The organism is Brasilonema sp. UFV-L1, assembly GCF_012912105.1.
Taxonomy (GTDB): Bacteria; Cyanobacteriota; Cyanobacteriia; order Cyanobacteriales; family Nostocaceae; genus Brasilonema.
The window spans coordinates 1-12,817 of sequence record NZ_QMEA01000171.1 but is presented as its reverse complement, the minus strand read 5'-3'; the positions used below and the strand labels follow the sequence as shown (position 1 = coordinate 12,817).

Below are 12,817 nucleotides of genomic sequence, written 5' to 3'. Positions count from 1 at the left end.
CAGATGCGGCACTCCTACGCACAAAAGAATCTTCATCATTCAAAGCTTGAATCAAAGGTTGTACTGCCTGGGTATCTTTGATTTCTCCTAATGCATCTGCGGTTCTCCTACGCACATCAGAATCTTTATGTTGTAATCTATCAATTAAAAATTTGACTCTGTAGTCAGATGGCGTGATAACCAAAAACTCAATTTTGAGTAATTCAGGAACATCTAAGCCTAAAATTAAACCAACTGTTTTCTCCTCAAAATCTCGCTTCACTTCCCCCGCCAACCTTGCGCCTAACGCCAAATCCACATCCAAGGCTAACTCCACCACTCGCACCGCCTGCGCTTCTTTTTCCACCAACGCCAACATCAGCGCTAAAGGTTCTGTCCACTTCAAATAATTGAGATAATCTCGTTTTAACTTATCATCACTAATATTGATAAAGCGCTGAAGTAAACATTCTGCGGCGTAATATTCTTGAAGCAGCTGGTGACGAAACTCTATTTGCTTATTGCTGGCAACTTGGATTAAATGATGCTTGAGCAAATCCTCTAACCATTCTTTCGCCCGACTCGCAGGATAATCAACTTTACCTTCAAGGAACTTCGTGAAAATTGCTTCCGCTTCTCGCTTCTCAATCGTGACTCGCAACTCTGTACGCGTTTCTCCCTGCATCATCTCAAACGCCAAATGCTGCAATAACTCTTGCCACCAACGGCGCGACTCACCAGAAACCGGGATATCATCTTTAAGATTGCGCTCATAACTCTGAGCAAAGCAGCGAAACACTAAACCTAAATTCGGTGGAACATTGCCCGTTGTTCTAAATAACTCACACAGCATCCACAGCAACAGCGGTGTTTCACCAAACTCCCGCAACCTTCCACCCAACCGCTGCAGCATTTCCTCACCTTGTTCTGACAAATAAGCGCGAACAAACTGCTGCATCTGTTCTTCTGTCAGGGGCTGCATTTCCAACTTTTTCTCAATTCCCAAATCACCACCCACGCCCAAATCCCGCGTGGTGAAAATCATTGGTGTGTTTGGGTAATTCTGTCGAAAGGTTTTTAAATCTCGCCGTGCTTCTTCATTGGGTAACTCGTTGACTCCATCCAGCAGCAGCAAAAATTGTCCCTGTCGCAACCAAGTTTTTAAAGTTTCGCTGTCAAAGGTTAAGTTGGAATCGTGACGCCAGAGGAAGTTTTGAATGAGTTCAAAGACAGAGGTGTTGTACTGGCGGAGTTCTACTAGGATGGGTATCCGAGTTGTGGAGGAGATTGCTACCCTGCGGGAAGCCGCTATAGCGTCTACGTTTCGCTTCGCTGCACTCGCAATGACATGGTTTGTTGTGGAGGAGATTGTTTCGTTTTGCTTCGCTGCACTCGCAATGACAGACTCTGTGGTGGAGGAGATTGTTTCGTTTCGCTTCGCTGCACTCGCAATGACAGACTCTGTGGTGGAGGAGATTGTTTCGTTTTGCTTCGCTGCACTCGCAATGACAGACTCTGTTGTGGAGGAGATTGTTTCGTTTCGCTTCGCTGCACTCGCAATGACAAAATTTCTTGCTTCTTCCAACAACAGCCGCGCTAAAGCTGTGGACTTCCCGGAACCTGGTCTTCCTACAAGTAGCACATGATTAACAGCATATTTACGTAAGCCTTCCTGCACTGGTAAACGTTCTATTTTCTCTGCTGTCTCGCTTCTCTCCTGCTGCTTTTGCTCTACCGTTTGCACCATCAAGCCAAAATCAAACAGCGACGTTCTACTTTTTCGTTGTGCTGGTTTAGACCCTTCCACATCCGTGATAGTGTACAAGCTCCACCAATCTTGGTAAGCTTGACATAGAGATTGCAGGTATTCCTGAAAATCTGCGCTCATGTGGAAGGTTGACTGATTAACGGCTGATATGGTTTCTGATGTGATTTACTCATTAATATAAGTCGCTTTTGGATTTTGTGCTTCTGGTTGTACTATTAGTTGGCGATGCTTCGCAGGAGCTGCGATCGCTATGGACAAAGAAAGACTTGCCGGGGCGCGATCGCCTTTTGGGTAAAACTTTTTTGTTGACTTAATCTATAAGGTTGCTCCAGTCGTAACTTTTATCCATTTTTTTATATCTATTTTTTCTATCTATAGTTAAGTTAGCTTTTAGTATATTTGTCTTTTTTTTAGTGGTGATACCAATTTGAAAAAAGAACGCGACAGATACACACTCACAAACCCTTGTTATCTTAGGCTTTCTTCCGGATTGAATGAGCGAATTTTGAATGAGCGAATTTTGAATTGGTATGATGCTCCCTTTGGAAGCTTTGGCTTGGGCGATAGCTAGCCCCTCAGGGGGCGCTGCGCAAACGCTGCTGCGCGGAGCGCAGATCGCGCAGGTACTCAGCGCGATCGCGAGCGAATAACAGACGCAATCATGCATATCGCTGACTTTTAGTTTAAACTCTAGATTTCAAGATTGCATGAAGTACGAAATACCAAAACAATCATCAGATATTTCCCCTTTTTTCCTTGTCTTTTCCGGAAGTGATGCTCGACTCTTGTTTTTTATTTTTCTGCTGCTATTAAATGCTGCTGAATCTCCTTGAGTTCAACTTGTTTGATACTGCGAGCACCACCACTTTCCCGACGAGTTGGAACTCCTCGATCTGCTGGTACTCTAGCTTGCAGCTTATTTTTTTGAATAGTTTTGACAGTGCGAGGCGCGTTTTCTAAGAGCAATAAATTATGTGTATTAGCATAGTTAGCTGATACAGTCATTATTCCTATAATTAATGGAGCTATCAAATATTGTGATTTCATTTTTTCCCTCCTGAAAAAACTCTTCAGAATATAACTTCACTACTACATAGGTGTTTTTCTGACAAAATATGCAGTTTTAGCAAAATAGGAGTAAATATAAAGTTCCAGTAAGTTATGCAGTTTCTTTATGAAGATGTGCTAAATCCTTAGCCTGTCTTTGCAGGCTTTGTTCGTGTAGCCGCAACTACAAGCCGTTATTGCGAGATACGAATTTATGAAATGCAGTACTAAGTCCTTACGGGTATCCTATACGTAGCGCGTTAGCTTCTGCGTCCGTAGCAGACACGTTCTGTTTTGTTTCACGTCATCATGACAAAATATACTTTTCAAAGATTTTATGATAACTAATAAGTACTTAATCAAATATTTCAAATGTTATTTACTAACATTTTTATCAGCATCTATGCTTATAATTTCTGGCAATCACTTCAAGTATTCAACAAAAAGAATGAAAACAATCAATATGTTATTTCTTGACAAAAACAAAATCAAAAAGACGTTACAACCATTGATGAACACTAGTGATAGAGAAACACCATGCTGGAATCTCAAAACACCTCAAGCTCTTCAGCTTTAGACACGACAACTTCTACTAGTACATCAAATATTCAACCCACAAATAGTTTTGAGAACAATAGTGTTTTAAATACTTCGAGTTTGAGTGGATCCTCACAATCTTCATTAGATGCAGGTCAAGAGTCTTATGAGGCTGCAATCAATCCTAATATGACGAATCCCAATCCTGTATTTAATAGTGCAGCAATTTTTGCTGATTTCAATGGTGATGGAAAGGACGACAAGTTATGGCGTAACTCTGAAACTGGTGAAACACTTATCTGGTTGATGGATGGTACAAATGTGACCTCTGAGGTGACATTGAAGACAATGAGTTCAGATTGGGACTTTGAAATTGCCGATTTTAACGCTGATAATAAAACAGATATCATCTGGCGCAATACCACAACTGGTGATAACACCATTTGGCTGATGGATGGTACTACAATCACGTCTGAAGCACCTGTGATGAATATGGGTTCAGATTGGACTTTCAGTGTTGCTGATTTCAATGGTGACAGCAAAACTGATCTTGGATGGCGCAATACCGAAACAGGTGAGAATGCAGTATGGGTAATGGATGGTACACAAATTCTCGTTTCGTCTTCTTTGGAAACAGTTGACACAAACTGGACAGGAAGTATTGTTGATTTCAACCGTGATGGTAAGACTGACATCTTCTGGCGTAATGAGAAAACAGGTGAAAATGCTGTTTGGTTAGTCGATGGTAACAGCGTTTCTAAAACGACGTTAGCAACCGTTGGTACAGATTGGGAAGCTAGCTTTGCAGATTTCAACGGTGATTATCAAACCGACATTCTCTGGAATAATAAGACAACAGGCGAGAACTCTGTCTGGCTGATGGAAGGCTCAAACGTTGCTTCTGAGGCTGCCTTACCGACTCTCGGTGCAGACTGGACATCCAGTGTTGGCGATTTTGATGGTGATGGTAAGACAGACCTGTTCTGGTACAATCAAAAAACTGGTGAAAGCAAAGTTTGGCTGATGGATGGCGCAAATGTCACTAGCGACACTGCTCTAGGAACCCTAAGTTCAGCTTGGACACCAAGCATTAGCGATGTTGATGGCGATGGCAAGAGCGATATCTTCTTACGCAATAACGAAACAGGTGAAAACAAAGTTTGGCTGATGAATGGTTCTACCGCTACTGAATCTACCACACAATCACTTGATAAGGAGTGGTATTAGTTTTTAGAAATTTTTGAATAGACTTTTTGCAAAAGTCTGTGTTTTGTATTAATAACCACAAATGGACATAGATAAATCACCTGTGTTCATCTGTGGTTTTATTTTTAGCTAGCTGCGACAGAAGCCCAAAAATTTAGTTGGTAGTTGCAACTTGTGCAGATGTCTGCGTTTGAACCTCAGTGTCTTTGATATCAGCTTGACGATGCACTACAAACACTGAACAAGCAGCATGATGTAAAACATAATTACTCACACTACCAAGTAAAAATTCTGTCAGACCAGAGCGACCCCGCCGCCCAACTATAATTAAATCAGCACCCCAACTACGAGCTAAATCACAGATAATTCGACCTGGAGAGCCAATATTTTGTGTAAATTCGGCATTGACACCTGCAGATAAAGCTTCAGTAGCTCGTAAGCGCAGCATTTTCAAACCTTCAGTTTCATAAGCATCCCACTGCTTTTGATAAAATTCAAGATTTTGAGCACCTAGTCCAGGATAGCAATCAACACTTGATAACATAGGCATGTATGGGCTACCCTCTTCTTCAGCAGATAGGACGTGCAGCAGCATGAGTGAAGCTTCAGTCTTTTTCGCCAAGCCAAGTGCTTGCTCAAAAACTAAATTGCCCATCTCAGATGCGTCTAATGCAGCTAAAATTTTATGAAACATATAAACTCCTATTGTTAAATAATAGTTGACAAAAGTTTAGAATTTTAAGTGACGAGTCTTGAATAACAGCGTTTTTCAATAGCTTGAACTACACCACTTCCTTACTCTGTGTCTTAAAAGTCGTCTCTTAGTTATAGTTGTAGGAAAAAAATTTGAGGAATTTGTGAGTAAGTCAGGCACAGTTCTTTAAAAATTATTACTATATATCTCTTTTCACAGATGCTACGCATATGTATTTATACGTCTACTCTGCGCTAGCCGTACCAAAAGCATAGAACAAAAATATGTTTTTAAAAACATATGATGAAGACTTAAATCCAGTTTTTTGTAAAAATTGCGTCTCTCAAGAAGCCCGGTTTCGCAGAAGTTACCGGGCTTCTGACTTTTCACGAACGCGAGTGCGTACACGTAGCGGCTCAGGATTTAGGATTGCTATATGTTATTTAGAAACATATGATGAAGAATTAAATGCTGTTTTGAAAAACTAACAAAAATAGCAGATGTTAATTCTTAACAGAAACATTAAAAAAAAACAGTTAAAAATTTAATGAACACTAGTTATAAACAAACATCATGTTTGAATCCCCAACTTTGGACTCTTCTGGAGGTACTAGTGCATTGCAATCTCTCTCAAACTCCGATAGTTTTGCAGACACGGATAATTTCAATTCTACTTTGAGCCTTGGAAGCTCTTCACAATCGTCACTAGAGAGTTCGTTGCAGCCAACAGAAGCTGTCACTGCACAAGAAAATCCCAATCCTTTGTTCAATGATACCTCAACAATTGTTGCCGATTTTAACGGTGATGGTAAAACTGACAAATTCTGGCGCAATTCTCAAACTGGTGAAACTGCTATTTGGCTGATGGATGGTACAAACCAGACAGCAGAATTGTTGCCGACGAAGGTAGACTCATCTTGGGACTTTGCTTATGCCGATTTCAACCGCGATGGCAAAACTGATATTTTTTGGCACAATCAGACAACGGGTGAGAATGCTATTTGGCTGATGGATGGCACAAGAGTTGCTTCTGAGGTTGCTTTGGAGAAAGTAGACTCATCTTGGACTTATAGCATTGCTGATTTTAATGGTGATGGCAGAAGTGATATTTTCTGGCGCAATTCTCAAAATGGTGAGAACGCTACTTGGTTGATGGATGGGACATCAGTTACTACTGCGGCTTTTCTATCCAAGACTGACTCATCTTGGTCTTACAGTATTGTCGATTTCGATGGTAATGGTAAGAATGATATCTTTTGGCGTAATCAGACAACGGGTGAAAACGCCATTTGGTTTATGAATGGTACTAATTCATCAGAGTATTCTCTATCAGAAGTGGACACATCTTGGAATTATAGCCTTGGTGATTTCAACGGCGATGATAGAACCGATTTACTCTGGCACAATACTCAAACGGATGAAAATACTGTTTGGCTGATGAATGGTATTTTTGTCACTTCAGGTTCTCTGGAAAAACAGAACTCTTCTTGGGAATCTAGCACTGGTGATTTCAACGGCGATGGCAAAACTGATATCTTCTGGCACAATACTCAAACAGGTGAAAACACTGCCTGGTTGATGGATGGGACATCAGTTGATACTTCGGCTTTCTTGCCCGCAACTGATGTATCCTGGCAACCGAGTGTTGGCGATTACAATGGTGATGGTAAGAGTGATATCTTCTGGCGCAGATACGATACTGGAGAAAATCTGATTTGGCAGATGAATGGTACCACAGCTTCTGCAGCTTCTACAGAGACTGTTCCGGTAGAGTGGTCTGTTTTCTAAAACTTTTTGGTAATGCAGATTAGAAATGACCGCAAACGCAGATGATAATATATCATCTGCGTGCGTGTTTCTTTTATCTTTTTATTTTCATCCTTTGTTCTAAAGCTTCTCGTGCATGTTCTCGATCGTCAAAATGGATTTTTTCAGTTCCTAAAATTTGGTAGTCTTCGTGCCCTTTTCCTGCAAGCAAAACGCCGTCTCCAGGTTGCGCTTGCAAGATAGCAGTACGAATAGCAGTCGCGCGATCGCCTATCACTATCGGCTTCACTGTATCTGGAATTCCCTCTAAAATATCCTGTAATATCTTCTGTGGGTCTTCAGTCCGGGGATTGTCAGATGTCACCACAGCGATATCTGCTAAGTCAGCAGCTATTTTACCCATTTTCGGACGTTTCGTGCGATCGCGATCGCCTCCACACCCAAACACACAAATCATTTTCCCTGGAATAAATGGACGCGAAGCTTTGAGCAAATTCTCCAAACTATCTGGTGTGTGGGCATAATCCACAATCACGCTGATATCTTGGTCGGGAATAATTTGCACTCTTTCCATCCGTCCCGGAACTCCAGGAAATTCAGGTATGACAGAAGCGATTAACTGCAAATCTAACCCCAATTGTAAAACAGCTCCGACTGCTGCGAGTAAATTTTCTAAGTTATATTGACCAACAAGTGGTGAACGAAAAGCAACTTCACCTTTTGGCGTATGTAATGTACCACTCACACCATTCGGTTCGTAACTCAGCTCACTCATCCACAAATGTGCTGTAGAATCGTTGACACTATAACTCCACACTTTCTCTGGATTTAAAGATGCAATTAACCGCTTACCATAAGAATCATCAGCGTTAATGATTGCTCGTCCGTTGAGATATTGAGGACTAAAAAGCAGTGCCTTTGCTGCAAAGTAATCTTCCATATCACGGTGAAAATCCAAATGGTCTTGGGTAAGATTAGTAAATACGCTTACCTCAAACTGACAACCCATAATTCGACCTTGAGCTAAAGCGTGAGAACTTACTTCCATCACCCCGTACTCATTACCAGCATCCACAGCAGTCGCTAACTGCTGTTGTAGTTCCACAGCAAACGGTGTTGTATGGACAGCAGTTTGGACAAAACCATGCCAACGAGTATAAAGAGTCCCCATTAATGCTGTCGCCAGATTTGCTTGATGGAGAAAATACTCAATTAGGTGAGTGGTTGTGGTTTTACCATTTGTGCCCGTCACACCTACCAGTTTCAGTTTTTGCCCAGGATAGCCGTAGAAAGCAGCTGCCAATTGGGCACAAGCTTTTGTCATGTCATCAGCAGTGATCACACAAACTTCTGGTGTCGGTAGATGCTTCTGTGCTGCTTGAGGAGAAATAATCGCCGCTACAGCCCCAGAGGCGATCGCACTAGGCCAAAAATCCCCACCATCAACTCGTGTTCCAGGCATTCCAATAAACAAATCTCCTGAAACGCAAGCATGGGAATTTGTCTTTAAATTCTTGATTTCAGCATCCATTGCTGGATGTTGTGGTAGCTGCACAACACCATCTACATTCGCTAGTAATTCCCGCAGTTTCATTTTGTGAACCTCGTCACACGTTTTGATTGCGCTTATTCTGCACTATATTTTTTGTTTATACAAATATTTTCAGAACACAGAAAATCTATCTGTCAACTGTAATACTTGCGTTCTCTCGTTTCTCTCGTTCTTATGCCCTGCATGTCTCTTCTCTACAAACTCCTCTGTTAATTTACTTAAACTTCTGACTTTTTTAAGAAAAATTTCATAAAAGATCAGAAAAAGTTTGATACACTTTGGTGTCACCTAATCAACAAGAGAGTTTCTCCGTGAGTTACTACAACTTCAATGACCATTTCTGGTCCCCACAGACAGTTTGTAGTCAATCAGAACTACCCAAATCAAATAAAAAAAGTGTTCGCAGGAAAACACTGATAAGTCTTTTGACCTTAGTATGTGTTGCTGTTTGGACGCCACTACTCCTTAAGCTTATAGTTCCTAGCATCAGTAAAAATCAGGAAACCACAGCTTCAGGGACTAGCAACTTTGATGGAGACCAGTCCGTCTCTAAACGAGATCACGTTCTTTTCTATTTATCTACACAGCAACGATAACTTTATCAATCGCTTTCTCCTTAAGGAAATAAAGGGTGTTTCTATTTCTTGCTCATTGTAGTAATGGTAAGATTAGAGACGAGCAATCCAGCAATAGTCTTGATTTCTCTATTGTGTGTGTACTCTTGGCTAGAGTGAACAAGTGCTATATGCAGAGCATAGTATCGTATTTATAGATACTAGCACTTTTAAAAGCGAATATAATGGAAATCTTAATATCGAAACAAACACACACAAATAGAAGTATCGTTTCGTTAATATGTATTAAGCTGTACTACGATAGAGCATACCTAGAGTTGTTAGTGATAAACAGGAACTCTTGTTTCCTGTTTCAGTCCTGCCTTTAAGATATGCCTGACAAATCGATGGAAACCCATGCCCGATTCAAGAAACTTAACAAATTCTCTGAACATTGGGCTGGAAATCCCCAAGGAGGAACTCAACGTGTTCAAGCAAATTCTGATAGGTAGCTATGTTTCTGTTTTTCTACTTGTCAGCAGCCTGTCGGCTTATGCACAAGCGCCAAAACCGACATCACCATCTTCTCAACCTCAAGTTCCGGTAACACCCCAGACTTCTGGAACAACCAAAGTGAGTCCAGAGGAACTTCAAAAATTTGCAAGTTCCCTAAAACAGTTGCTAGTGATTGAACAGGGTGCAAACCAGCAAATAACACAAATCGTTAGTAAGTCTGGTTTGAGTGAACAACGATTTTTGGAAATCAATAAAGCACAGGAAAACCCTTCCCAGCAGCCAGCAAAAGCAATTACCTCACAGGAAAAGCAGCAATTTGATAAGGCTTTCACAAGTCTAAGATCGGTTCAGCAAGAAACGAATACAAAGATGCAGCAGATCCTACAAAAGGAAGGGCTACAACCAGAACGTTTCAAGCAAATTAACGCAGCAGTCAGACAAGACCCAACACTTCAGCAAAAAGTCAGGGAAATGATTAAAAGCTAGTCGTTAAGCCGAAGAGCTTGAGAATAAAGGGGGGTGGGCATGGTTCATGCTCACCCTATCATGACAGAAAATGTGTATTTCAGTCAATTGAAAAGCGCTATAAGTAATATCATTTTATCAGTACTGGTTATCACTTCTAAGTCATTATGGATAACGAAGTTGTTCTTTTTCTCTTGAGCGCTAGTCTTCTCATCCTCTACCTTATCTTCTCTGCGTTAACTGAAATGGGCACAAAGTTACCTTGGAAAAAATAGCAGATAGTACACAAACTTTTACTCAAACTTTCAGCATAAGGAACAAGATGAACATTTCTGTCATGCTTGCTACTGTATTGTACCACTGTAAATATCATTTCAACTGTTAATGGAGTGTGGTTTTTATGTCATCCATTATCCGGATTGCTACTGAAAAAGATGCCGAGCAAATTCTGGAAATTTACGCTCCCTTTTGCGATGATTCACCTGTGTCTTTTGAGATTCAACCACCAACTCTAGATGAAATGCAGCAGCGCATTGCAAAAGTTATACAGAAGTTACCTTGGCTGGTGTGTGAACATGATGGGAAAGTTCTAGGATATGTTTATGCTGCACCTCATAGAGACCGATCTGCCTATCAGTGGGCTGTTGATGTATCCGTTTATATTCGTGAGGGTGTTCGTCGTTCAGGTATCGGACGAGCTTTATATACGTCACTGTTTAAAATTTTAGTACTTCAAGGTTATTACAGCGCCTACGCAGGTGCGACTCTCCCAAACACAGGTAGTGAAAAGCTTCATGAAGTGATGGGATTTCAGCCAATTGGAGTCTACCGAGATGTAGGATACAAGTGTGGTGCGTGGCATGATGTTATATGGTATGAGTTATCTCTGCAACCACGAGTACTCAATCCCAAGCCTCCTATCAATATCAATACATTACGTAATACTTCAGAATTGGAATACGCTTTGGCAAGTGGGATACCGTTCCTCAAGCTTGCTGTCGATTCAGCAGAAATTAGACGCCACAACAAGTGAGGGCTTTGTGCTTGCTTTGAAGAGGCGATCGCCCCCAACTAGGAAGAACTTATGATTCACTCCTGCTTTGCACAATTTCCCTCTTTAATTATATCTGAAGCCATATAGAGCGCGAAAAGTACCGAACAATAAAGACTATCTACTGAATGATTCAGGTTATGCCTTAAGAATGTGAAAGTTTCGTTGATGAAGTTGATATCTTCAGATTATGGATATTAACTTAAAAACCCCCAGTCAAAGTTTTTTGAATCAGTTATTACCCTTTTTGCTGAGTTTCGTAGATGATGCTTTGCTCTTGGGACTCTCTCATTTTGGATTTCATCTACAGTGGCTAAAATGGCTTTCTCCAGTCATAATGATTTATACAGTTCTATATTGGACAGTGCAGCTTATGCGCTACTTCTCCTTGCCCATTCGCCAGTTTTTAAAAAAGCATTTTTGTCTTTATTTATGAAAAACGCCATCAATTGATGAACAGTATGTCCGTTTTGTGAATGTATAGAACCCACATTTCACACCATCAACTAGTCTGATCGCACTTAATTACTCAAGAATCGCTTTATGCGATTAAATAGAAGTGGGGTTAAAAGTTTCAGGAAAGAATACATCTTCATATATCTCAGCTAGGGAACAAGAAAAATTCACGCTGGTTAAATGTAATTCTTGATTTGCTCTGTAACTGTAAAGAACCCATCTTCCCTCACAATTGCGACGAAAACAATCAACCCGCTGACGAGTTTGACTTACTAATTTGAAATTCTATTCGAGCCAGAGGATGAGGTACATTAAATTGACAGTCGATATAATCTAAAGCCGTACGAACTTTGTCTAAGCGAATTTGATGATCTTTACGAATGACACGCAGTATATGAGCTTCTAGCAAATTCGTAAACGAAAGCTGTGGTATCTTTGGGCTTGGAAGCGAAATCAGTGGTTGAAAAAAGCGTTTACCTTCACTACTAGGGTAAAAACGACCATGAAGCCACGAACGCAGCGTACCCACCGGAATCAGCAGATAGCGTGCTGCTTCAGAAATCGAGTAACTGGGGATATTGCGTAAATCAAGTTTCTCGTAAGCTGTGGTCATTTTGGAGATTGTAATACTATCCCATAATTTATCATAACCAATAACGCACATCCTCAACAGTAAACAGTTATCAAAATAAGCAGCTTTCTTTATCTGATAACTGATAACTGATAACTGATAACTGATAACTGTTTGAAGCTTGCTTAGTTATTTGCTTTTAAAAACTTCTGGACTGCGAATGAGTATATGTCCTTTCTCACCTTGTTGAATAGCTAACACTAATGGATGCTCATTTGCTTTTGCATTTGCAGGTAATGCTTGAAATAAATAAATCCAACCACCACGTTCTAAAAGTATGCGCCAAACTCTCGGTTGGTTAGGATTGCTAATATCAGTATCTTCCTTTCCTCGCAAGTCATCGAATAAACCTCTATCTCATAGAATTCGATAACCTTTCAAAGGTGGATCGGCGAATACGTCATCAAGTTTACGTCCCAATCCAAATTTCTCTTCAGGTGTAATTAACGCTACCACAGGTAAGGTGGAGTTTTGACCGGCGTCTCGTCGAGCATCTGCAATGCCTTGCCAGGGAGCTAACCAAAAGATGAAAATTAATACCCAGGATACTATGACGATTTCATTGAGTGAACTACCTACACCGACCTGAGTACA

Annotated in this window: 10 protein-coding genes and 1 pseudogene; 4 read left to right on the top strand and 7 right to left on the bottom strand. The window is 40.8% G+C overall.

What is annotated here, in order from left to right; all coding sequences use genetic code 11:
• Both DP117_RS30305 and DP117_RS30300 read right to left on the bottom strand, forming a co-directional pair.
• Positions 1-1,867 (bottom strand): HEAT repeat domain-containing protein (locus tag DP117_RS30305; RefSeq protein ID WP_248277893.1); only part of this gene is annotated, 1,867 nt, incomplete at its 3' end.
• 672 nt (positions 1,868-2,539) lie between these two features.
• Complete coding sequence (locus DP117_RS30300; protein WP_169221906.1) at positions 2,540-2,794, bottom strand: hypothetical protein; 255 nt, start codon at positions 2,792-2,794, stop codon at positions 2,540-2,542.
• 537 nt (positions 2,795-3,331) lie between these two features.
• On the opposite strand from DP117_RS30300, the gene DP117_RS30295 reads away from it, so the two are divergent.
• Positions 3,332-4,558, top strand: a complete 1,227-nt coding sequence (locus DP117_RS30295; RefSeq protein WP_169221905.1) for a VCBS repeat-containing protein — start codon at positions 3,332-3,334, stop codon at positions 4,556-4,558.
• A gap of 133 nt (positions 4,559-4,691) precedes the next feature.
• Here DP117_RS30295 and DP117_RS30290 read toward each other — a convergent pair whose 3' ends face one another.
• Positions 4,692-5,231 (bottom strand): universal stress protein, encoded by a 540-nt coding sequence (locus DP117_RS30290; protein ID WP_169221904.1) that lies wholly within the window; start codon positions 5,229-5,231, stop codon positions 4,692-4,694.
• A gap of 573 nt (positions 5,232-5,804) precedes the next feature.
• Between DP117_RS30290 and DP117_RS30285 the strand changes: the two genes are divergently transcribed.
• Positions 5,805-7,019, top strand: coding sequence for a VCBS repeat-containing protein (locus DP117_RS30285; protein WP_169221903.1), 1,215 nt, complete (start codon positions 5,805-5,807; stop codon positions 7,017-7,019).
• Positions 7,020-7,092: 73 nt separating this feature from the next.
• On the opposite strand, the gene DP117_RS30280 is transcribed toward DP117_RS30285, so the two are convergent.
• Positions 7,093-8,592, bottom strand: a complete 1,500-nt coding sequence (locus DP117_RS30280; protein WP_169221902.1) for a UDP-N-acetylmuramoyl-L-alanyl-D-glutamate--2,6-diaminopimelate ligase — start codon at positions 8,590-8,592, stop codon at positions 7,093-7,095.
• 929 nt (positions 8,593-9,521) lie between these two features.
• Between DP117_RS30280 and DP117_RS30275 the strand changes: the two genes are divergently transcribed.
• Both DP117_RS30275 and DP117_RS30270 read left to right on the top strand, forming a co-directional pair.
• A complete protein-coding gene (locus DP117_RS30275) occupies positions 9,522-10,106 on the top strand; it encodes a DUF4168 domain-containing protein (protein WP_211176428.1) in 585 nt (194 codons plus the stop codon).
• Between the two features lie 379 nt (positions 10,107-10,485).
• The gene (locus tag DP117_RS30270; RefSeq protein WP_169221901.1) at positions 10,486-11,118 is read left to right on the top strand and encodes an arsinothricin resistance N-acetyltransferase ArsN1 family B; all 633 of its coding nucleotides are present in this window, start codon (positions 10,486-10,488) and stop codon (positions 11,116-11,118) included.
• A gap of 721 nt (positions 11,119-11,839) precedes the next feature.
• On the opposite strand, the gene DP117_RS30260 is transcribed toward DP117_RS30270, so the two are convergent.
• From DP117_RS30260 to DP117_RS36630, 3 genes and pseudogenes are all read right to left on the bottom strand, one after another.
• Positions 11,840-12,205, bottom strand: coding sequence for a hypothetical protein (locus DP117_RS30260; RefSeq protein ID WP_211176427.1), 366 nt, complete (start codon positions 12,203-12,205; stop codon positions 11,840-11,842).
• A 147-nt stretch (positions 12,206-12,352) separates the two neighbouring features.
• Complete coding sequence (locus DP117_RS36635; RefSeq protein WP_248277892.1) at positions 12,353-12,559, bottom strand: hypothetical protein; 207 nt, start codon at positions 12,557-12,559, stop codon at positions 12,353-12,355.
• A 21-nt stretch (positions 12,560-12,580) separates the two neighbouring features.
• Positions 12,581-12,817: pseudogene (locus DP117_RS36630) on the bottom strand (hypothetical protein); the annotation flags it as partial.

Bases quoted from the DNA above. Each gene is read 5' to 3' on its own strand.
- DP117_RS30300 (WP_169221906.1), bottom strand. From the start codon at position 2,794: ATGAAATCACAATATTTGATAGCTCCATTAATTATAGGAATAATGACT.
- DP117_RS30295 (WP_169221905.1), top strand. From the start codon at position 3,332: ATGCTGGAATCTCAAAACACCTCAAGCTCTTCAGCTTTAGACACGACA.
- DP117_RS30290 (WP_169221904.1), bottom strand. From the start codon at position 5,231: ATGTTTCATAAAATTTTAGCTGCATTAGACGCATCTGAGATGGGCAAT.
- DP117_RS30285 (WP_169221903.1), top strand. From the start codon at position 5,805: ATGTTTGAATCCCCAACTTTGGACTCTTCTGGAGGTACTAGTGCATTG.
- DP117_RS30280 (WP_169221902.1), bottom strand. From the start codon at position 8,592: ATGAAACTGCGGGAATTACTAGCGAATGTAGATGGTGTTGTGCAGCTA.
- DP117_RS30275 (WP_211176428.1), top strand. From the start codon at position 9,522: ATGCCCGATTCAAGAAACTTAACAAATTCTCTGAACATTGGGCTGGAA.
- DP117_RS30270 (WP_169221901.1), top strand. From the start codon at position 10,486: ATGTCATCCATTATCCGGATTGCTACTGAAAAAGATGCCGAGCAAATT.
- DP117_RS30260 (WP_211176427.1), bottom strand. From the start codon at position 12,205: ATGACCACAGCTTACGAGAAACTTGATTTACGCAATATCCCCAGTTAC.